Annotated in this window: 19 protein-coding genes and 1 pseudogene; 9 read left to right on the top strand and 11 right to left on the bottom strand. The window is 48.2% G+C overall.

Translation table 11 applies throughout. The annotated features are described in order from the left end of the window. The first annotated feature begins 2 nt into the window (after nucleotides 1–2). Nucleotides 3–1,496, top strand: coding sequence for a malate dehydrogenase (quinone) (mqo, locus tag A0126_RS14695; RefSeq protein WP_088838268.1), 1,494 nt, complete (start codon nucleotides 3–5; stop codon nucleotides 1,494–1,496). Between the two features lie 61 nt (nucleotides 1,497–1,557). Here the strand turns inward: mqo and A0126_RS14690 are convergent, their stop codons facing one another. The 7 genes from A0126_RS14690 to A0126_RS14660 all read right to left on the bottom strand — a co-directional run bounded on the left by A0126_RS14690 (nucleotide 1,558) and on the right by A0126_RS14660 (nucleotide 10,333). Beyond that, nucleotides 1,558–2,100, bottom strand: a complete 543-nt coding sequence (locus A0126_RS14690) for an ECF transporter S component (RefSeq protein WP_029332126.1) — start codon at nucleotides 2,098–2,100, stop codon at nucleotides 1,558–1,560. An 866-nt stretch (nucleotides 2,101–2,966) separates the two neighbouring features. Further along, nucleotides 2,967–4,496 (bottom strand): alkyl hydroperoxide reductase subunit F, encoded by a 1,530-nt coding sequence (gene ahpF, locus A0126_RS14685; RefSeq protein ID WP_088838267.1) that lies wholly within the window; start codon nucleotides 4,494–4,496, stop codon nucleotides 2,967–2,969. A 14-nt stretch (nucleotides 4,497–4,510) separates the two neighbouring features. Next, complete coding sequence (gene ahpC, locus A0126_RS14680; protein WP_028105377.1) at nucleotides 4,511–5,074, bottom strand: alkyl hydroperoxide reductase subunit C; 564 nt, start codon at nucleotides 5,072–5,074, stop codon at nucleotides 4,511–4,513. 219 nt (nucleotides 5,075–5,293) lie between these two features. After that, nucleotides 5,294–6,694, bottom strand: coding sequence for a decarboxylating NADP(+)-dependent phosphogluconate dehydrogenase (gnd, locus tag A0126_RS14675; protein ID WP_088838266.1), 1,401 nt, complete (start codon nucleotides 6,692–6,694; stop codon nucleotides 5,294–5,296). Nucleotides 6,695–6,713: 19 nt separating this feature from the next. Continuing rightward, nucleotides 6,714–8,060, bottom strand: a complete 1,347-nt coding sequence (locus tag A0126_RS14670; protein WP_029332123.1) for a GntP family permease — start codon at nucleotides 8,058–8,060, stop codon at nucleotides 6,714–6,716. Nucleotides 8,061–8,082: 22 nt separating this feature from the next. Beyond that, nucleotides 8,083–9,624 (bottom strand): gluconokinase, encoded by a 1,542-nt coding sequence (gene gntK / locus A0126_RS14665; protein WP_088838265.1) that lies wholly within the window; start codon nucleotides 9,622–9,624, stop codon nucleotides 8,083–8,085. Beyond that, complete coding sequence (locus A0126_RS14660; protein ID WP_088838264.1) at nucleotides 9,617–10,333, bottom strand: GntR family transcriptional regulator; 717 nt, start codon at nucleotides 10,331–10,333, stop codon at nucleotides 9,617–9,619. Before A0126_RS14660 ends, gntK begins: the two co-directional genes overlap by 8 nt. A 194-nt stretch (nucleotides 10,334–10,527) precedes the next feature. Between A0126_RS14660 and A0126_RS14655 the strand changes: the two genes are divergently transcribed. The 3 genes and pseudogenes from A0126_RS14655 to A0126_RS19570 form a co-directional block, all read left to right on the top strand. Beyond that, nucleotides 10,528–11,448 (top strand): ketopantoate reductase family protein, encoded by a 921-nt coding sequence (locus tag A0126_RS14655; protein ID WP_088838263.1) that lies wholly within the window; start codon nucleotides 10,528–10,530, stop codon nucleotides 11,446–11,448. Nucleotides 11,449–11,671: 223 nt separating this feature from the next. Continuing rightward, the gene (locus A0126_RS14650; protein ID WP_088838262.1) at nucleotides 11,672–13,078 is read left to right on the top strand and encodes a polysaccharide pyruvyl transferase family protein; all 1,407 of its coding nucleotides are present in this window, start codon (nucleotides 11,672–11,674) and stop codon (nucleotides 13,076–13,078) included. 191 nt (nucleotides 13,079–13,269) lie between these two features. Further along, nucleotides 13,270–13,371, top strand: a pseudogene (locus tag A0126_RS19570) (IS30 family transposase); the annotation flags it as partial. Between the two features lie 56 nt (nucleotides 13,372–13,427). Here A0126_RS19570 and A0126_RS14645 read toward each other — a convergent pair. Beyond that, on the bottom strand, nucleotides 13,428–13,850 hold the full coding sequence (locus A0126_RS14645) for a MarR family winged helix-turn-helix transcriptional regulator (protein WP_088838261.1): 423 nt from the start codon (nucleotides 13,848–13,850) through the stop codon (nucleotides 13,428–13,430). Nucleotides 13,851–14,027: 177 nt separating this feature from the next. On the opposite strand from A0126_RS14645, the gene A0126_RS14640 reads away from it, so the two are divergent. Then, a complete protein-coding gene (locus A0126_RS14640; RefSeq protein WP_088838260.1) occupies nucleotides 14,028–14,483 on the top strand; it encodes a CBS domain-containing protein in 456 nt (151 codons plus the stop codon). Between the two features lie 17 nt (nucleotides 14,484–14,500). Then, nucleotides 14,501–15,742 (top strand): MFS transporter, encoded by a 1,242-nt coding sequence (locus tag A0126_RS14635; RefSeq protein WP_088838259.1) that lies wholly within the window; start codon nucleotides 14,501–14,503, stop codon nucleotides 15,740–15,742. 51 nt (nucleotides 15,743–15,793) lie between these two features. Here A0126_RS14635 and A0126_RS14630 read toward each other — a convergent pair whose 3' ends face one another. Next, nucleotides 15,794–16,213 carry a DUF1801 domain-containing protein gene (locus A0126_RS14630; protein ID WP_088838258.1) on the bottom strand — a complete coding sequence of 140 codons (420 nt, stop codon included), beginning with the start codon at nucleotides 16,211–16,213 and terminating at the stop codon, nucleotides 15,794–15,796. 101 nt (nucleotides 16,214–16,314) lie between these two features. Between A0126_RS14630 and A0126_RS14625 the strand changes: the two genes are divergently transcribed. Further along, nucleotides 16,315–16,683: a hypothetical protein gene (locus tag A0126_RS14625; protein ID WP_088838257.1), complete on the top strand. Its 369-nt coding sequence runs from the start codon at nucleotides 16,315–16,317 to the stop codon at nucleotides 16,681–16,683. A 47-nt stretch (nucleotides 16,684–16,730) separates the two neighbouring features. Here A0126_RS14625 and A0126_RS14620 read toward each other — a convergent pair whose 3' ends face one another. Both A0126_RS14620 and A0126_RS14615 read right to left on the bottom strand, forming a co-directional pair. Continuing rightward, nucleotides 16,731–17,891, bottom strand: coding sequence for an ArgE/DapE family deacylase (locus A0126_RS14620; protein WP_088838256.1), 1,161 nt, complete (start codon nucleotides 17,889–17,891; stop codon nucleotides 16,731–16,733). Between the two features lie 266 nt (nucleotides 17,892–18,157). Further along, entirely contained in the window at nucleotides 18,158–18,979 is an 822-nt protein-coding gene (locus A0126_RS14615) for an SDR family oxidoreductase (protein ID WP_088838255.1), read from the bottom strand. 148 nt (nucleotides 18,980–19,127) lie between these two features. Between A0126_RS14615 and A0126_RS14610 the strand changes: the two genes are divergently transcribed. Together A0126_RS14610 and htpG are read left to right on the top strand one after the other, a co-directional pair. Next, on the top strand, nucleotides 19,128–19,985 hold the full coding sequence (locus A0126_RS14610) for a hypothetical protein (protein WP_088838254.1): 858 nt from the start codon (nucleotides 19,128–19,130) through the stop codon (nucleotides 19,983–19,985). An 84-nt stretch (nucleotides 19,986–20,069) separates the two neighbouring features. After that, nucleotides 20,070–21,935 carry a molecular chaperone HtpG gene (gene htpG / locus A0126_RS14605; protein ID WP_088838253.1) on the top strand — a complete coding sequence of 622 codons (1,866 nt, stop codon included), beginning with the start codon at nucleotides 20,070–20,072 and terminating at the stop codon, nucleotides 21,933–21,935. Nucleotides 21,936–22,231: the final 296 nt, after the last annotated feature.

The following is a 22,231-nucleotide window of genomic DNA, read 5'->3' as shown; positions in this document are numbered from 1 at the left end:
TCATGAGCAGTATGCCTAAACAAACAGACGTAATATTGATTGGTGCAGGAGTCATGAGTGCGACGCTAGGGGTCTTATTAAAAGAGCTCGCGCCTGACATGACAATTAAAGTGTTCGAGAAGTTACCGAACGCAGGGGAAGAAAGTTCGAATGAGTGGAACAATGCGGGCACGGGTCATGCCGCGTTATGTGAGCTCAACTATACGACAGAGAATGCAGATGGAACGATCGATATCAGTAAGGCCGTGAAAGTAAATGAACAATTCCAACTGTCACGCCAGTTTTGGTCGTATCTCGTCAAAGAAAACGTCTTACCGAATCCAGAAGAATTCATTATGCCGATTCCGCATATGAGTATGGTCGAAGGAGCGGAAAACGTCGAGTTTCTGAAAAAACGATTGGAAGCGCTATCAGCGAATCCACTCTTTAAAGGGATGGAACTTTCCGATGATCCGGAGCAGCTGAAGCAATGGATTCCGCTCATCATGGAAGGGCGGACGTCACCGGAACCGATCGCTGCAACAAAAATTGATTCGGGGACAGACGTCAACTTCGGTGCGCTGACACGGATTTTATTCACGCACCTCGCAGGACAGGGCGTTGAAATCAATTATGGGCACGGCGTCGAAGACTTGAAACGAGTCGACGGCGGCTGGGAAGTCAAAGTCAAAAACGAACAGGACAACCGGATTGAACATCATACGGCGAAGTTCCTCTTTATCGGCGGCGGTGGCGGCAGTCTGCCATTGCTCCAAAAAACAGGGATTCCCGAATCAAAACAAATCGGCGGATTCCCGGTCAGCGGTCTGTTCCTCGTCTGTAAAAATCCGGACATCGCGGAACGGCACCATGCAAAAGTGTACGGGAAAGCGAAAGTCGGAGCACCTCCGATGTCGGTCCCGCATTTGGATACACGATACATCGACGGGCAGAAATCACTGTTATTCGGACCGTTTGCCGGGTTCTCACCGAAATTCCTTAAGACCGGTTCGAATCTCGATTTGCTCGCGTCCGTCAAACCGAACAATGTCTTGACGATGCTTGCTGCCGGAGCAAAAGAAATGGGCTTAACGAAATATTTGATTGAACAAGTGCTGCTTTCGACAGAACAACGGATGAACGAGCTACGTGAATTCATTCCGAACGCAAAAACTGAAGACTGGGATGTCGTCGTCGCGGGACAACGCGTTCAGGTCATCAAAGATACACCACAAGGAAAAGGGACGCTCCAGTTCGGAACGGAAGTCGTCAGTGCGGCGGATGGGTCCGTTGCGGCCTTACTCGGTGCGTCACCGGGAGCTTCGACCGCTGTACCGGTCATGCTCGAAGTGCTCGAAAAATGTTTCCCGGATCAAATCGACGGTTGGACAGCTAAAATCAAGGAGATGATTCCGTCATACGGAACATCGCTTGTTGCGCACCCGGATCTGTTTGACGAAATCCATGCGGAAACAACCGAAACACTTAAACTAACAGCCGCACAACTGATTCATTAAAAACGACAAAATGAAAAAGCCCTGTTTCCTAATCGTTAGGAGACAGGGCTTTTCATATGGATTATCCGCGCTGGCGGAAAAATGCTGTTTTCTTTAAAGCTGCGCTGACCGGAATCGCAACGAGGATTCCGACGACGTTTTGAACGAGGTTACCTGGGATTGAAGCAACAGGAGCGATCCAGTTACTATAAAGAATCCCTTCACAGATATAGTAAACGCCAAGCATAAATGGAACAGAAGCAATCATTGCGAGTACGTTGACGCTGACATTCGTTGCTTTACGACCATATGTCCAGGCAATATAACCGACAACGAAACCTTGCAGACCACGTCCGACGAACGAGAACGGAGCCCAAAGTGTCCAGCCTGATACGATATCGAAGAGTCCCATTCCGACTGCTCCGGCGATCATGGCAGTTCGCGGTCCGAACAAGAGGGCGATAATGAACAACATGGCCGTCCCCATATGGACAAGTCCGCCGTTCGCTGCGATTGGCAATTTAATATTAATAAAGAATGTTGCGACAAAAACAAGTGCAATCGACATCGACGTGATGACGAGTTGCCGGGTACGAGTGCTTGAATACGGTGTTGCGTTTTGCATGAGTCAGACCTTCTTTATGATAGATTTTGAATAGCTTAAATCTATCAAAATACTGGACTAGCTAAAAGTGTCAATATCGAACAATTTATAGGGGTCAGTTGAACCGTTGCTTTTTATACTGAAGAGGGAAGACGGCGTATGTATTCGTTCAAATTCGCTTCTGCTTGTTTTTCGCGTTGGAGCAATACCATTCAGGATACGCGTTAAAAGATCTGTGTTTCACATAGTGCTTCAGCCAAATGGTCTCGGAAAAGATTCATTTTCCATTGATTCCTACGGGAACAGTGCGTTATTAACGCACTCAGCGTGTAGACAAACGCTTATGAAGCGTGAACATGCGATAACGAGAGGCAATCTGTTCGCGCTCCCCTGTCTCGCCTCGTCTTCAAAGCGGCATTCGGTCACGCCGCTACAGCAAAGCTGCAGGGTCGCGATCGATTGCTTTTCGCTTTAAAAGCGATTCGAGACGGATTGCGCTCTAAGCCGTCTGCATGCCTGGATTTCCCTCACGGTATTACCTAAAAAGTGTCACGTTTCGTTGACTCCTGCGGGGAAAAGTGCGTTTTTAACGCATTTTCAGAGGCAGGCAAGACCCTGCTCATTGTCCGCTAGGACCAAGGAGCAACGGCTTGCGCCTCGCCCGAGGAAAGCAACGAAAAAAAGACGCTTGATCTCCCGATATCACTTTGTCTACAGTCTGAAGTGCGTTATTAACGCGACTTGCCAGAGGCAGGCGAGACCCTACTCATTGTCCGCTAGGCAAGGAGCAATGCCCGAGGAAAGCAATGGAAATAAGAATCGTACATCGATGAAAACATAGTATTTAAATTAAAAAAACGCCTTGCCGAAGCAAGACGTTTAAACGATTAATTGCGAATCATATGATCGAAGGCACCAAGTGCAGCTGTCGCGCCTGAGCCCATCGAGATGATGATTTGTTTATATACACTATCGGTACAGTCACCTGCTGCGAACACACCAGGGACATTCGTCGCACCATGACGGTCGACGAGGATTTCACCGAATTTGTTGCGTTCCACCGTATCACCGAGCCAGTCCGTGTTCGGCACGAGACCGATTTGGACGAAGACGCCTTCCAGCTCAACGTGTTGTTCAACCCCTGTTTCACGCTCGACATAGGTGATGCCGTTTACTTTATCCGTCCCCGTGATTTCCTTCGTCTGGGCGTTTGCGACGACCGTGACGTTCGGAAGACTTGCGAGACGTTGCTGTAAAACTGCATCTGCCTTCAGTTCAGGTGCGAACTCAAGGACCGTGACGTGTTTGACGAGACCTGCGAGGTCGATGGCCGCTTCAACACCAGAATTACCGCCGCCGATGACCGCAACGCGTTTTCCTTCGAAGAGTGGACCATCACAGTGTGGGCAGTACGCGACACCTTTGTTCTTGAACTCAAGTTCGCCTGGGACACCGACGTTACGCCAGCGTGCACCTGTCGACAAAATCAACGTTTTCGTTTTGAGGACCGCACCATTCTCAAGTTCCAGCTCAACGAGGTCTTTTTTCTCAAGGCGAGTAGCCCGTTGCAGGTTCATGACATCGATGCCATACTCCTTGACGTGCTCTTCAAGACTCGCGACGAGTTTCGGACCTTCCGTGTACTTCATGCTGATGAAGTTTTCGATGCTCATCGTATCCATGACTTGTCCGCCGAAACGTTCTGCGACAATCCCGGTCCGGATGCCTTTACGTGCTGCGTAAATCGCGGCACTTGAACCGGCAGGACCGCCACCGACGACGAGGACGTCGTACGGATCTTTGTCAGCGAAATCGGCTGCATCTGTACCCGTACCGAGCTTCGCAAGAATCTCTTCGAGTGACATCCGTCCGTTCCCGAATGCTTCGCCGTTGACGAAGACCGTCGGGACAGCCATGATTTCTTTTTGCTCGACTTCTTCTTTGAACGCTCCACCGTCAATCATCGTGTGACTGATGTTCGGGTTGAGGACGCTCATGACGTTCAAGGCTTGGACGACATCCGGGCAGTTGTGACAGCTGAGGCTGATGTACGACTCGAAGTGATACGTCTCTTTGATGCCTTTAATTTGTTCGATGACAGGCGCATCGATCTTCGGCGCACGACCACTGACTTGGAGCAAAGCCAAGACGAGTGACGTGAACTCGTGACCGAGCGGAATCCCGGCGAACGTAATTCCACTTACTTCACCAGCGCGGTTGACGCTGAAGCTCGGTGTCCGGGCGAGCGTCGCCTGTTCGATGCTGATGCGTGGTGACATACTCGCGATTTCTTCGACGAGTTCGCTCATCTCGAGTGAGACGGAGTCCGTCCCGGCGCTGACGGCGAGGACGATGTCTCCTTCTAACAAATCGAGGTATTGAGCGAGTTGTGCTTTAATATCTGCTGCTAAAGCCATCTCAAATCCGCTCCTTAAATTTTCCCTACGAGGTCAAGGCTAGGTGTGAGTGTTGCAGAACCCTCTTCCCATTTCGCCGGGCAAACTTCACCTGGGTTGTTGCGCACGTATTGTGCTGCTTTGATTTTGTTGACGAGTGTACTTGCATCACGGCCGATTCCACCAGCGTTGATTTCAACAGTCTGGATGACGCCGTCCGGATCGATGATGAACGTCCCGCGATCAGCAAGTCCATCTTGTTCGTTTAAGACTTCGAAGTTACGTGAGATGACGTGTGACGGGTCACCAATCATGACGTACTCGATTTTACCGATTGTTTCTGAAGTTTCGTGCCAAGCTTTATGTGTAAAGTGCGTATCTGTTGAAACGGAGTACACTTCAACGTCAAGCGCTTTGAGTGCTGCGTATTGGTTTTGAAGATCTTCGAGCTCAGTCGGGCAAACGAATGTAAAGTCTGCTGGGTAGAAACAAACGACACTCCATTTTCCACGAAGGTTAGCGTCTGTAAGATCGACGAACTCTCCGTTGTGGAATGCTGATGCACTAAATGGTTTTACTTCACTTCCGATTAAAGACATGATAAAAATCCTCCTGTTGGGTTCTATTTAAGAATCTGTTCTAGTCGTTAAGAATAACTGTACTTATCACACTAGAATAATTCTAATCTAATACTAATTTCATATAAAGCGTCTCTTTTGTCAAGGTTTAACCTGTAAATTCTTATTTCAAGAAATGAATTGTGAACAAAAAAAGAGCTCTATCTCCCTGAATGAAACAGGGAGATAGAGCTGTATAAGTCATTGCCATTCAGTATGGAACATTCCTTCGCGATCGGTCCGGGCATACGTATGGGCTCCGAAATAATCACGTTGTGCTTGCAGGATGTTGGCATTTGAATTCGCTGTCCGGTAACTGTCGTAATACGTCAGTGACGTGCTGAGACACGGTGACGCAAGACCTGTGAGCGCACCTTCTGCGACGACTTGGCGGAGCGACGTTTGATACGCCTGTACCTTGTCTGCGAAGTACGGTGCGAGCATTAAGTTGTCGAGTGATGCGTCCGTTGCAAAAGCCTCGCTGATGACATTGAGGAACTCAGCGCGGATGATACAACCGCCACGGAAAATCAAGGCAATCTCTTCAGGACGTAAGTTCCAGTCATACAGTTCGGATGAAGTCCGGTACTGGGTGAAGCCTTGTGCGTAAGCCGCGATTTTACCCATGTAGAGTGCTTGGCGGATGCGTTCGATCCAAACGTCTTTGTCGAGCGCTGCACGGGCTTCCGGTCCACCGAGGACAGAGGCGGCAGCGACACGTTCTTCTTTGACGGCAGAGAGATAACGGGCGAAGAGTGCCTCCGTAATGATAGAGGAAGCGATCCCATTATCAATGGACTGCAAGCTCGTCCATTTGCCCGTTCCTTTTTGACCGGCTTGATCGAGAATGACGTCGATCAAGGGAAGACACGTCTCGTCATCTTTTTTCCGTAAAATCTCAGCCGTGATTTCAATCAGATAACTTTTTAACTCGCCGTCGTTCCATGAGGAGAAGATGTCCGCAATTTCTTCGACATCGAGTCCGAGACGGACACGGAGGAAGCTGTAAGCTTCTGCAATCAACTGCATGTCAGCGTACTCGATTCCGTTATGGACCATCTTGACGAAGTGTCCGGCCCCTTTAGGTCCGATGTAGACACAACATGGGTCGCCGTTCACTTGTGCTGCAATTTTTGTCAAAATCGGCGCAACTTGATCGTACGCTTCTTTTGTTCCGCCCGGCATGATGGCAGGACCGGTCCGGGCCCCGACTTCACCACCTGAGACACCGACACCGATGTACTCGATGCCGTGCTCGTTTAGTTGGTCGAAGCGACGTTCCGTATCGAGGAAGTGGGAGTTCCCACCGTCCATGATGATATCGCCCGTCTCAAGGTGCGGAATAAGCGAATCGATGACGGAATCGATGGCACTTCCCGCCGTGACCATGACGAAAATCTTGCGTGGACGCTCGAGTGAGCGGACGAAGGCTTCGACGTCATAGTACGGATGAAGCGGTAACCCTTCGCGGTTCGCGATGAGTTGTTCCGTTAAGTCTGGCGTGTAGTTATAGATAGCGACGTTTTCATCATGGCTCGCCATGTTCATGGCGATGTTGCGTCCCATGACACCAAGGCCGATGACTCCGATTGAATTTAGCATAGTGTAACGACTCCTTTTTTTAGACGACGAGACTGAGGAGGAGGACGAATCCAAGTCCGAAGACGGAAATGATTGTCTCAAGCAGCGTCCACGTCGCGAAAGTTTCTTTCATAGTTAAACCAAAGTACTCTTTGAACATCCAGAACCCGGCATCGTTGACGTGCGAAGCGATTAAGCTACCAGCACCAGTCGCAAGTACGACGAGGGCGAGATTGACATCTGATTGACCGAGGAGCGGGATGACGAGTCCGGCTGTCGTCAGTGAGGCGACCGTCGCCGAACCGAGTGAAATCCGTAAGATCGCGGCAATCAACCACGCGAGTAAAATCGGTGAAAGTGTTGTGTCAGCAAAGAGTTCAGCGACATATTTACCGACGCCTCCATCGATTAAGACTTGTTTGAAGGCACCGCCGCCACCGATGATGAGTAACATCATTCCGATTTGTGTGATCGCTGTCGTACATGAATCCATGACGGTCTTGATTGGGATATTACGTGCAAGTCCCATCGTATAGACTGCGACGAGTAACGAAATCAACATTGCTGTGGAAGCATTCCCGATGAACTGGATGGCAGAAAGAACCGCATTGCCGTCCCAGCCGAGCGTTTTTTGTAGCAATGTCAAAATCGTGGCGATCGACATCAAGAGTACAGGTAGCATTGCTGTGAACACACTGATTCCGAATCCAGGTGTTTCACTTAAATCAAATTCTTTTTGTTCGCCGAGTGAGGCGATGTTACCTGTTTTTTTGAATGATTCCGGCACAAGACGTTTTGCGACTTTCGTAAAGAGCGGTCCGGCGATGATGACCGTCGGAACAGCGACTAAGAAACCGTAAAGTAAGACTTGCCCTAAATCTGCCCCGTATTCACCCGCGATGACAGTTGGACCGGGGTGAGGTGGTAAAAAGCCGTGTGTAACAGAAAGTGCTGCGACCATCGGAATCCCGAGATAGAGAATCGAGACGCGAAGCTGACGTGAAATCGCAAAGACGATTGGAATTAATAGAACAAGTCCGACTTCGAAGAATAACGCGATCCCGATGATGAATGAAGCGACGACGACTGCCCATTGAATGTTCTTTTCCCCGAATTTCGCGACGAGTGTCATCGCGATCCGCTGTGCACCACCGGCGTCAGCAATTAATTTCCCGAGCATTGCACCGAGTCCGAAGATCAGCGCAAGGTGACCGAGTGTTCCGCCGAGACCGGCTTCAATCGTCGTGACGATTTGGTCGAGCGGCATTCCAAGTAGTATAGCGACGACGAACGAGACGATGATTAATGAAACAAACGTGTTTAATTTCAACCCCATGATTAAAACGAGTAATGTGATGATCCCAATGGCAACGATGACTAACGGCATGTGACTTCCCCCAAAAGATAAATTAGTTTTCTTGCTGAATCAAGCTACGTTGATACTCTGCGATCCGCCGATGGTCGGCTGAAAGCGTCCGTGCCAAGCTGATGAAGATCGGTAGCAATTGACGGTATTCGTGCATCGCTTCTTCATTCGGTACATGACGATGTGTTTCCCCAATCATCTCAGCAGCTACTTCGAATGAATCGACTTCCCCAGTCGCATACAATCCGAGAATACAAGCCCCGAGACATGAACTTTCAAAACTTTCTGGAATGACGACTTCCGACTCAAAGATGTCGGCCATCATCTGACGCCACACTTCAGATCGCGCGAACCCCCCGGTTGCTTGAATCCGTGTGACAGGACCATCCATACATTCAATCAATGCCAGGAAGACAGTGTACAGGTTGTAGATGACACCCTCTAACGCGGCACGAATCATATGTTCTTTTTTATGTGACAACGTCAATCCGAAGAATGAGCCACTGACGTCCGGATTCCAAAGAGGTGCCCGTTCGCCCGATAGATACGGATGGAACAACAGTCCGTCTGAACCCGGACGGACCCGTTCAGCGATTTTCGTCAACACCGCATACGGATCAATCCCGAGTCGTTTCGCTGTTTCGACTTCAGCCGATGCGAGCTCATCACGAATCCAGCGTAAGACCATCCCGCCATTGTTGACCGGACCACCGATGACCCAGTGCTTTTCAGTCAGTGCGTAACAGAATGTCCGTCCCTTTTCGTCCGTCTGCGGCCGGTCAATGATAGTCCGGATCGCACCGCTCGTCCCGATCGTGATGGCAATCTCGCCCTTACGGATGGCGTTGACACCGAGGTTTGACAGGACCCCGTCACTGGCACCGATCATGAAAGGTGTTGCCGGATCAAGTCCGATTTGTTTTGCATATTCAGGATTAATGTCCGAATACTGTGTCGTCGTCGAGACAGGTTCCGACAATTTTGAAGCATCGATGCCGGCGATCTCTAAGGCTTTCGAGTCCCACTTCATGTCGTGGATATTGAACAATCCTGTCGCCGATGCGAGCGAATGATCAATCACGTAACGTCCGAACAGACGCTGGAAGACGAATTCCTTGATTCCGATGTATTTTTTCGTCCGCTCGGCAATCTCCGGCCGGTCTTCGACGAGCCAACAGATTTTCGCGAGAGGGGACATCGGGTGAATCGGTGTACCGGTCCGGTGGTAGACATCATTTCCGTACTCTTCCTTAATCCGGTTCGACCAGGCTTCGCTCCGACTGTCCGCCCAGGTGATGCAGGCAGTCAAAGGCTGGTCCTCCTCATCGATGGCAATCAAGCTGTGCATTGCACTACTGAAAGCGACGAATTTCGGTTTTTGGTCCGGATACTGCCTCGTCAGCAGCCGGATTGTTTCGAGGACGGCGTGGAAAATTTCTTCCGGATCCTGTTCAGCAGTCGAACGGTTTGGTGTATGGAGCGGATAACCGACGTTCGTCTGGCCGACGACTTCTCCTTTTGTCGTAAAGAGGACGGCTTTCGTGCTCGTCGTCCCGATATCGATTCCTAGCATGTATTCAGTCATGTGGTTCGACTCCTTTCGTCATCATCTGTTGCGATTGCCATAAATCTTCGACTTCTTGGACATCGTCGAAATTCTGGTGGAGAGACGTGACCATCCGTTCACGGTCTCCTGTTTCGATGGCTTCGATATAAAGTGCGTGGTTGGCGATGATCCGGTCGAAATCCTCCATCTGTCCTTCGAAGCGAGTCCGCATCGATAAAAGGATGAAGCTTTCCATGACCGGTTTTAAGTTTTGCCAAATCATGCTGACATAACTGTGATCAATCGACCGGATGATCGTCTCGTGGAACAAAACATCTTGATACGAAAATTCGTCGGCATCATTAAACTTGATCGCGACTTTCATCATCTCAAGAATCTTGCTCAGTTCACGGACGAGTTCTTGACGGTCCATCCGGACGATTCGTTCGAAGACGAACGTTTCGATTAACAGGCGGACGTCATAAATCTCGCGGATGTCTTTTTCCGACAAACCAACGACGACGGCACCCATCCGCTCAAGCCGGATGATCCGTTCAGCAGCGAGAACTTTTAGAGCGTCGCGAACGGGCGAGCGACTGACGGAAAAATCCGTCGCTAATTTATTTTCAGAAAGGACGGTCCCTTGCTCAATCTTTCCGGAAATGATACGCATCCGGAGTTCGTGGGCGACACGATCTCCAGTTGATGCTTTTGATAACCATTTAATCGGGTATAAAAAATCAGACATAAAAATCACCTGCTTTGTTTTATGAGTATACTTGTATACAAGTAGTATAAACGACTGAATATAAAATGCAAGCGCTTTAATGAAAACGCTTTATTTCGTTTGGTTTACATTCGCATTACCTTCAGTATGATAGGATGTAGAAAACAATTTTCTGAGAAAAACATGTTGATCTTTAAGACAAAGGAGGATATATGATGAAGATTTTAGTCGTGGGTGCAGGAGCTGTCGGAGGGTACTTCGGGGGACGCCTAGCAGAAAAAGGGGAAGACGTGACGTTTCTTGTCCGTGAGCGTCGGGCAAAGGAGTTAGAGCGAACAGGTCTTGAGATTGACAGTCCGCACGGAGACGTGTCGTTGACGCCGCGTTTAATCCAAGTCGGAACAAAAGAGACGTTTGACCTAGTCATCGTGTCGACGAAAGCGTACCACCTGGAGCATGTCATCGGGGATCTCGAAGGGTTCGTCGGACCTGATACATATGTGTTACCTGTCTTGAACGGGATGCGGCATATCGAACAACTCGTCGCTAAATTTGGCGAGACGCGTGTCCTCGGAGGCTTATGCTTCATTGAATCGACGCTTGACACGAATGGACGCGTCATTCAGACGAGTCCTGCCCATCAACTCGTGTTTGGTCCAAGAACAGGGGACTGGACGGATCGCTTGTTTGAGGTGAAGGAAGCACTTGCAGGGACGAAAGCATCGATTAAAGCATCAGACCACATCATGCAAGATATGTGGCAAAAGTATCTCTTCATTACGACTTTTTCCGGAGTGACTTCGCTATTTCGGGCACCGATCGGTCCGATTCGCGACGACGCAGCCGGGGATCGTGTCATCCGGAATGTCTTACAAGAAGCAAAACAAGCCATGGAAAGTCAAGGGGCAACGTTCGTGCAACATATCGAACAGGAGCAGGAAAAACGGATTCACCAAATGGCACCGGATATGAAGTCGTCGTTGCAACGGGACATGGAAAAACAAGGCATGGTCGAAGCAGACCATCTGTTTGGCAGTTTAATAGAAGGAGCGGAGCCAGCGGTGTACCCGACGTTACGGATGATTCATACGAATTTAAAGATATATGAACGATTGCGGAGTGGAGTTTCCGAATAAGGAATTAGTACGCTGTTTACTATACTGGTAAAATTAAGCGGAGAGAGTAGACTGGAGAGCACAAACGTTCTAGCTGAACTTTAGCTGAATCTCGCGGACATAGCATTGACTTCCTTACTAGAATTCATCTATTCTTAGTAAGATTGAAAAAACCATCAATATATTGTGTAGTACCATTTGGATATAAAACTGAACAACAGATGTGAGAGGGGATTTAATTTACATGAAACGTATTATCATTCGCGCCGGTATGACACCGTTTGAGCAGTTCGACGCTGAGTACATGATGAAAGAAAACTCAATCGGAGGGAACGTCGGGAACTTGATCTATCAGTACAGTATCTTCCGTACATTGATGACAGAAGGAACGACGATCACACCTGACTATTACTACTACGATGAAGAGCGTGCAGACGAGATCAACGAAAACTTCGATCTTTACGTCATTCCACTTGCGGATGCATTCCGTCAAGAGTTCGCACCATCACTTCGTAAGTACACACGTTTGATTAAGAAATTGAAAATTCCGGTCGTCGTCATCGGTGTTGGTCTACGCGCACCATTCGAGCCGGACTTAAAAGGCGGATTCCCGTTCGACGAGGATGTTAAAGCATTCGTCAGCGCAGTCCTCGAACGTTCAAGCATCATCGGACTTCGTGGTGAAATCACATCGAAATACCTGACACGCCTCGGTTTCCGTGAAGGAATCGATCACAAAGTCATCGGTTGCCCATCGATGTATGCGTTTGGTCGTGATCTTCACATCCGTGAGACAAACATCACGAAAGATTCGATGATCAGTGTTAACTCGTCACGTCTTTCGCCGAAAAACGTCCTTGATTTCATCACACGTGGAATGGAAGAGTATCCAAATCACTACTTCATCCCGCAATGGATGAAAGAATTGAAATTGACGTACACAGGAACGCATCCGATCGCGGACCTTTCTGTCACGAACTACCCGGTTAAAATGTCTGACCCGACATATATGAACGACCGTGTTCGTTTCTTCTTGAACGCTCAAACTTGGTTCGACTTCCTCAAAGAAGCTGACTTGAGCTTTGGTGCGCGTCTCCACGGAAACATCACAGCGACGCTCGCTGGAACACCAAGTATTTTGATTCCGAAAGATGCACGGATGCGTGAATTGACGGATTACCACCAATTGACGCACATCTGGGCGAACGATATCACGGCAGACACACGTCTTTCAGACATCGTCGAAACAGCTGACTTCCAAAGCCCGGCTCGGATTCAAGCGAAAAACTTCGACAACTTCGTCGATTTCTTGAACACAAACGAATTGGAGCACATCTACCAAGACACGAACTACCCAGAGAACGTGCCGTTTGACCGTGAAATGGCGAAAACAGAACTTCTCCCAGCGGTTAAACCGATCACAGGAATCAGCATGGAAGAAGCAATCGCTCGTTTTGAATCATTCTTCCCGGAAGAAGAGAAAAAAATCGCTGCGATCCAAAAACGCGATAAAGATAAAGATAAAAAGATTAAAACATTACAAGGTAAACTCAACAAGCAGACGAAGATGGTTAAACATCAAGAAGGTACATTGAACCGTAAAGCGGTTCGGATGGCACTTAAGACAGCCGATCTCTTCGCGAAGAAATAAAAATAAGACGTCTCATGCCAATGCGGTGTGAGACGTTTTTTATTGCATAGGACGAATTGTAATATTAAGTGCAACACCTAGCTGAAAACACAAAAAAAACCCATAACGGCCTCGTGTAGAATAGAGTTACCACACAAAATTCAACGGAGGATTCGTTATGAGCTATGTTCATCTTACTCAGTCGTTCTGAACTCGCTCAAGCGCTCGCCTGGATCAATGGGAGACCGCGAAAATGTCTCAACTGGAAAACTGCATACGAGGTCTTCACGGAAGAAGTGTTGCACTTAATTTGACAAACCGTCATAGAAAAAGCTTCATCTCCTAAAAAAGAAGAGATGAAGCTTTTTAATTAACGTTCCCGTAGTTCACGATTAAATTGTTGGAGCAGGCGTCCAAATGCTTCCGTATCATCGCCTGACCAGTCTGTCAGTAAGCGTTCGATGCTCGCGAGGCGTGCCGTCCGGTAAATCGTCAATTCTTCCTGTCCGAATGAAGTGATGTGATAGAAGAAGGCACGGCCATCTGCTTCATCGCGTACTTTTTCGACCAATTTCTTTTGATCGAGCGCTGCCGCTTGCCGGCTGACGGTAGAGACGTCAAGTTGCAATTCGCGTGCCAATGTCTTCACCCCGACTGGACCAGACTCGGACAGTTGACGCAGTAACAAATACGACGCGCGATCCAAATTTCGGTTATCGGCCGTCGCTGTCGTCAAACGACGAATCAGAATCGCAAGTTCTAGTTCAATCACTTCGAGTGCCTGATCAGACATGTTAATCCCCTCTTTTCCTAAGTGCTTCATGTTTCCCATCATTACGCAACGACTTAGCCCCTGTCAATGAGAGTTCAGAAACTTGACAGACCTTTAGTTGTATTATACAATCATTTTTGTTATTTAATTGCATCATACAACTTATTTATTCAGAACACACACAAAAGGAGAATTCCGATGAAAGCTTATGAATCGATGAAACAAGAAGTGATCACAGTCCACGAAACAGACGTCATCCGCCATGTCGTCGAACGTTTCATCCAATCCGGAATCAGCGGTGTTCCCGTCATCAATGACGAGAGCGAAGTCGTTGGGTACATCAGTGATGGTGACATCATGCGGGCGATTGGAAAGCACAAAGACATCATCGTCGATACGTTTTTATATGTAAATGTCATCAAAGGGGATGAAGAAGATTATGACGCGCGGGTGCGTCACATTCTGAACCGTCCGGTCATGGAGATGGCACGCCGGAAAGTCGTCACGGCAGATGTTGAAACGGAGATGGAAGAAATCGCAGCGACGCTCGGTTCGAAACGGATTAAAAAATTACCGATTTTAAAACAAGGAAAGCTTGTCGGAATCATCAGTCGGGGCGACGTCATCCGTCACTCCTTTAAACGGTTCTTATAAGAGAAAGAAGGGACAATATGGCACTTGCCAATAAAACAACGACGCTTGCGCCGGAAACGGTGTTAGAAGAAAGCAAGCATGGATTATTCCACCAACCGATTGCCGTGTGGGCAGTATTTTTTGCGAGTATCACGGCATTCATGGGGATGGGGCTCGTCAACCCGGTTTTACCAACGATCGCCGATAATTTAGAAGCCTCAAAAAGTGAAGTCACGCTCTTATTTACAAGTTATAATGCCGTCATGGCATTCGCGATGCTGATCACAGGTGCGATTTCATCACGGATCGGTCAAAAGGGAACATTGATGTTAGGAATTGCCGTCATCGCGCTCGTCGCTGGATTTGCAGCGCAAGCCGATAGCATTTGGACGCTTGTCGCCTTACGTGGCGGCTGGGGGCTTGGGAATGCCTTGTTCGTCGCAACGGCACTTGCGGCCATCGTCTCCCTTTCGTCAGGCGGGACAGCAAAAGCAATCATCTTATATGAAGCAGCTGTCGGTCTCGGGATTTCAATTGGGCCGCTTCTCGGAGGGACACTCGGTTCGATCACATGGCGCGCACCTTTCATGGGTGTCGCGACAATCATGGTCATCGCCTTCCTTGTCCTGTTGTTCTTGATGCCGAAACCGGTCGCAACAACGACGGCACCACGGCAAAAGATTTCCTTGCTCGCACCTTTCCAAGCGATGAAACACCGGTCGCTCTTGACACTTGGGATTGTTGCAGCACTTTATAACGTCGGTTTCTTTACAATCATGGCCTATGCGCCGTTCGTCATGAAACTGCCGGCACAAGGTCTCGGTTTCGTCTTCCTGGGTTGGGGGATGTTGCTCGCAATCACGTCTGTCTTGACAGCGCCGAAGTTAAAACAATGGCTTGGAACGATTAAAGCGATGGTATTGATGCTGTTACTGTTCGCCGTTCTCTTACTATTGATGGGGATCTTTACGGAAACACCAGCTGTCGTCATCGTCTGTGTGATTCTTGCCGGGGCGGTACTTGGTAATAACAACACACTCATTACGACAGCCGTCATGGACGCGGCACCGGTCGAACGTTCGACCGCATCTGCTGCATACAGCTTTTTACGTTTCCTTGGGGCAGCCATCGCGCCATTCATGGCCGGTAAATTGGCTGAAATCTTTAACGCAAACTTGCCGTTTTACGTCGGGAGCGGATTTGTCTTACTCTCTGTCGTCATCATCGGGGTCAATCTTAAGCACATCCGTCACATCGATACAATCGATAGCGGTCACTAAACAATCCGCTCTTCTTTCAATTGCTTAAGAAAGAAGAGCGGATTGTTTTTCTTAATCAGGATACGTAGTACGTAAAAAAGTCATAGACTCGACGATAAGGGATTCGATGACAGTCAGATCGACATCTGCTACCGTATTGATATAGACGCATGCCTTTCCACTTTTGTGTTTACCTAACTTGGCGAGCAATGCCTCACGATCAGCCCCGGGAGCGAAATAAAGACTAATGTTTGCTTTGCGAGGTGAAAAACCGACGAGAAAGGCATCTCCTTCATGTCCGGAGGCGTATTTATAATGATAGTGACCAAATCCGATCATTGATTCTCCCCACATGACAGGTGGAGCGTTCGTCGTTTTTTCAAATAGCTGAAGTAATACCTGACAATCTGCGCGCCTTGCAGGGGATTCGATTTGATTTAAAAATTCAGTCACACTGTTTGTGTTGGGTTGCGTTTTTTGTTTGTAAGTCATATGGCGGCTCCTTTCTGAAAACACCTATTGATATTTATGATTTTAGTTCTTCTTTTCCCGATTTTATGTCGATCCACTCAATAAGAATCGAGGTGAGCGTGATGAAGGTCCATAGTATTTACTTTATTGGTTATGAAGGGAAGGTCGAATGGCGTATTTTACGGGTCAATCGTCTGGAAGAAATACTGGAAATCGATGTCGTCCTATCGCAATCGGACAACCAGACCAGTCATCGATTAAATATGTCGTTCGCTGAGTATGATTCCTTTGCGCATGATTTTTTAACGGTCCATGAGCAACTTCGTGGATCTGCGACCTATACGCAAGCAGATTTTCACATGACGTTGACCTATCATCGTCTCGGTCACGTCACGATTGAAATCGGATGGAAGGGTCAACAGACAATAGCGTTGCAAAGTGATCAGAGTTATCTCGGACAAGCGCTTGCGAGTATCGGAGTCTATACGTAAAAACCGCTCGAGTCTTCGAAAGAGAAGGCTTGAGCGGTTTTTTTCGTTCAGGCTAGGGGTTCAAGTGCGAGTTGCTTACATAACGCAATCGTCTGGAAATACTCCGACAAGGGAATCGATTCATCGACTTGATGGGCGAGACGGAAGTCGTGGAACGAAGCGACGGCAATCGGGAAGGTCCGGTTGGCTTGGCTGAACATGGCTCCGTCCGTCCCACCCGGAATCGCAACGCGCCGCGCCGGATGACCCGTGATGGTTTCCATATGTCGTGCAACCGTTTCGAGGAACGGTGCATTCGCATCCGTCTCACATGAAGGAATCTCTTTGATGACACGCACGGTCATCACGAACGTCGGATCTTCCTTACGTAGCTGTTGTTCGATCTGCGCAAAAGCTTCTAAAATCTCGGGGCGTCCGAATCCGGGAATCGTCCGGATATCCATGTAAAAGGAAGCGTTACTCGGGATGACATTCGGACCTTCTCCGCCTTGGATCGACGTGATCGAGGCGACGACAGGACCGAGTTGCGGGTGGCGATTGTCGGTGATCGTGAAACGGTCCGACTTCACTTCCTGAATGACACGATACAGATCATCGATGGCATTTTTTCCGAGTTGCGGCGCGGAACTATGAGCCCCTTTACCGACGCACGTCACTTCGATTCCGACGACACCTTTTTGAGCATACCCAATCATTCCGCTTGTCGGCTCCGTGATCAACAGCGCATCTAAATCGTCGGCGTCACCACGTTCCGTCAAATACTTCGCGCCTGTCATACCATTTTCTTCATCAGATGTAATAAGTAGTTTGAGATGATTCGGGCGGTCCGCACAGTCCTTTAACTCAATCATCGCATTGACCATTGCCATCACACCAGACTTCATATCGGATGCCCCGCGACCGTAAATCCGTCCGTCGCTGATTTCACCACCAAAAGGTTGTTTTGTCCAACCGGTCGTTTGGACAGGTACGGTATCAAGATGACCCGAGAAACCGATTGTTTTTGGTTCGGTGGCTACCTCGCTTGCCGGAAGGGTCGCGACGAGACAGATTCGTTTTGGCGCGACCTCAATCCATTCGGTTTCGATTTCGTGAGTGGTCAAGTAGTCATAGACAAAAGTCGCGACGTCTCGTTCCCCGTCGAGCGGATTGACACTCGGAATTTGCAGGCAGTGTTGCAGTGATTCGATTTGTTGTTGTTGCGTCATGCTGATTCCTCCTTGATTTACATTCACTAGAGTATTCCCCGAAAAAAAGCTATCCGAGAGATAAACAAGCGAGGAGAAAATTTAAAATCGCGGTATTTCTTAGAATCAAATGGTCCGTTTTTAAGAGGATGCGTCAAAGGACTGTGGTCAAAAGGCGCAGATTGTTGATTTAATAAGTCGAAGGACATACGAAAAAGAGGAGGACGATTCGAAATCGTCCTCCTCTTTATTTAGATGTTGCGATGTTTCATGCGTCAAATGGATCGTTATTCAGCATCCGTCTTCCATTTATCATCAATCAACATCTCGCCAGGCCATGTGTAGGCCATGATCCCGCCGTCTGCTGTGATGTCTTCACCTGTCACGTAAGAGCTGTCGTCGGAAGCGAGGAAGAGGGCAACCGTTGCCATCTCACGTGGTTTCCCGAGACGACCCATTGGTGTGATCCATGCATTGGCATCACGGAATTGTTTTCCTTGGTCTTCGTCTTTTCCACCGACGAGCGTGTCGATGAGTGGTGTTTCGATCGTACCTGGTGAGAGCGAGTTGACACGAATGCCCTCACGCGCATAATCGATTGCCATCGCCCGTGTAAAGTTCGTGATTCCACCTTTTGCTGCATTGTAACCTGAGCGGTTTAAGTCGGCAGCGCGACCTGACATCGATGACGTATTGATGATCGATCCGCCCTTCTCAAGCATTAAAGGAATCAAGAATTTACTCGTCAAGAATGTACCACGTAAGTCGACCGCGATGATTTGGTCAAACAGTTCAATCGGATATTCATGGACTTTTCCGCCTTGCTGATCAATCCCGGCATTGTTGAACAGAACGTCAATCGTTCCGTACGTGTCTTTCAGCTGTGTCGCGAGCTGTTCGACACTATCGACTTGCGTGACGTCGACGTGAATCGCTTCCGCTTGTCCACCAGCCTGTTTGATTTTTTCGACCGTCTCCTGTGCTTTTTCAAGATTGACGTCAGCACAGACGACTTTCGCCCCTTGTTCGGCAAAGACGAGTGCCGTTGCTTGGCCAATTCCTGTAGCTGAACCTGTAATGACTGCTACTTTATTCTCTAATCGACCCATGTGTAATTTCCTCCTTCTAAGTACTCTTGCTCCGAATGTTGTTCACCTTATGAATGATTCCCTCGACCTTGGAGGATAAACCAATCGAACTGTCTAGCCTCTTGCGAGAACGGGAACAGATAAAAAGTGAAAACCTGACAGGAAAGGAATGAGAACGCTGACATCCGAACAACGTGAATATGCAAAAAAATTACTCGATGAAGCGATTCTGTACCAAATCGAGTTAGAGAATGATGTATTTAAGGATGAGTTGATTGACCGGACGACACCGGTCTTATGGTTTGGTGACGTAAGCGAGCGTAGCTGGCTTACGATTGCGACGAATCCGTCGGCAGGCCAGTTTTTGAACCGGGATGGCACGTTACGCTATGAGACGACAGGACCATTCGTCCTAAGAGAAGTCGATGCGCCGCTTACGGAGTACCGGACGGACCAACGATTTAATCAAATGATTGATTCCTATAATCGTTATTTCAAACAGCCGGACATTTATAAATCGTGGTTCGGACGGGAGGGGGGAGGAAAATTGGAAGGTTTTCTAAATGGATTCGAAGCTTCTTTTTACGGAACCGGAGAGCCGGTCATCCATGCGGATTTTTTTCCATTTCCGACGAAACGTTACATGGGAACGATTGCTCAGCGACATGAACTGGAAGAAACCGTATTTGGTCAGACGTTCCTTTTGAAATTGATTCGTCTTTTTTCGTTACGCGGAATTATTCTTCTCGGACGGGAACATACGGAACGTTACCGGACAATCGATCAGACGGCTACATGGCAAGCACCCGAGCCGGTCCCGGGGTATCCGGATGCCGTCGTCGAACTCGGGTCTTCGGAACAATTTTCCGTTCCAATCATCGGTCTTCACTTTAAACCGAGTGAGCAGTTCATCGGACTCGGGAATCGGCCGGACTGCCATGGTGTCAGTCATGGCACATACGGGTCGGCGGAAAGCTTACGTAAAATCGGAAAATATATCCGCAGCCGACTCGAAGAAGGGGATTGACACTATTTTTCCAATCCGTAATAATAGATTTGTATTAGCACTCTTGTTGTTAGAGTGCTAAAAAAGAACTAGGGGGCATCGGAAATGGAAACGAAACAGTTCAAGGCAGAGTCGAAACGTTTACTCGAAATGATGATTCATTCCATCTATACACATAAGGAAATCTTTTTACGTGAGTTGATTTCGAACGCTAGTGACGCGATAGACAAGATTTATTACAAAGCATTGACGGACGAGACGCTGACGTTCGAAAAGGATGCCTATAAGATTACGATTGAACCGAATCAAACGACACGACAGCTCGTCATTCGTGATACGGGAATCGGGATGACAAAAGAGGAGCTCGAAGCGAATCTCGGAACAATCGCGAAGAGTGGGTCACTTGCCTTTAAGGCGGAGAATGCCGCGCAAGACGGACACGACATCATCGGACAGTTCGGTGTCGGCTTTTATTCGGCATTCATGGTCGCGGATGTGGTCACGGTCATCACGAAACCATTCGGTAGCGAAACAGCGTACAAGTGGGAGTCGCACGGTGTCGACGGTTATACGATTGAAGAAGTCGAAAAAGCTACAGTCGGGACGGAAATCACGCTGCACATCAAAGCGAACGAAGAAGATGAAAATTATGATGAGTATTTAGATACGCATCGTTTGCGGACGATCGTCAAAAAGTATTCCGACTTCATCCGCTATCCGATTGAGATGGAAGAGACGGAACGTCAACCGATTGAAGGATCGGACGAGATGGAAGAAGTGAAGGTCGTCAAGACAATCAACAGCATGGTGCCGATTTGGCGGAAAAATAAACGGGAGTTGACGGACGAGGATTACACGAACTTCTATCAAGAAAAACGATATGGATTTGATACACCAGTCAAGCACATCCATATCAGTGCAGATGGTGCCGTCCGTTATCAATCGATTTTATTCATTCCGGAGCAACCGTCCTTCGACTATTATTCGAAAGAGTTCGAGAAAGGTCTTGAACTGTATGCGAACGGCGTCTTGATCATGGAAAAATGCAGTGACCTCTTGCCGGACCACTTTAGCTTCGTCAAAGGGATGGTCGACTCGGAAGACTTGTCACTCAATATTTCACGTGAGTTGTTGCAGCACGACCGCCAACTCAAATTGATTGCAAAAAACATTCAAAGTAAGATTAAGACGCAACTTGAAGGACTGCTTCGTGACGATCGCGAGAAGTATGAAGCCTTTTATCAAGCCTTTGGTCGTCAATTGAAGTTTGGAATCTACAATGATTACGGCATGCATAAAGAGACGGTCAAAGATCTTGTCCTGTTCCACTCGGCAAAAGAGAAGAAGCTGGTCACGCTCGCTGAATACGTCGCGGCGATGCCGGAAGATCAAAAATACATTTACTATGCTTCAGGGGAAAGTACGGACCGTTTAGATAAGTTGCCACAGTCGGAGCTTGTCAAAGACAAAGGGTTCGACATTCTGTACTTTACGGAAGAAATCGATGAGTTCGCGATTCAAATGTTGCTCAACTATGAAGGAAAAGAATTTAAATCGGTTACGAGCAGTGATCTTGGAATCGAGCAAGCGGATCAAGCAGAAACGACCGAAACACAAGTCGAGATGTTTACAGCGATGCAAGAAGTGCTTGCTGGGCAAGTCAAAGAAGTCAAAGCTTCTTCACGCTTAAAATCACATCCGGTCTGCTTCGCGACGGATGGTGCCGTTTCGATTGAAATGGAGAAAATTCTTAAATCGATGCCGAACAACCAAGATGTTTCAGCCGTGAAAATTTTAGAGTTGAACACGTCGCATGACGTCTTCCAAGCCATTGAAACGGCCTTTAAAGAAGACCGTACGAAATTTGAACGCTATACGAAATTAATGTACCAACAAGCGTTGCTCATGGAAGGCTTGCCAATCGAAGATCCAGTTGCGTTTGCAAATGAAGTGTGTGCCTTGATGGTGTAAGAATGATCGCTTCAGCGTGTAGACAAACGCTTATGAAGCGTGAACATGCGATATCGAATTGCAATTCGTTCGTGCTTTCCTGTATTTCTCTCACGGTATTACCTAAAAAGCATCACGTTTCGTTGACTCCTACGGGGAAAAGTGCGTTTTTAACGCACTTTCAGAGGCAGGCAAGACCCTGCTCGTTGTCCGTGAGGATCAAGGAGCAACGGCTTGCGCCTCGCCCGAGGAAAGCAACGAAACAAGACGCTTTTTATTTCTTCATACCATGTTGTCTACAACTTAAAAGAAGGGAT

It is taken from the genome of Exiguobacterium sp. N4-1P, from assembly GCF_002214325.1.
The sequence above is the reverse complement of the archived record's forward strand: the minus strand, read 5'-3'. Positions and strand labels throughout refer to the sequence as shown.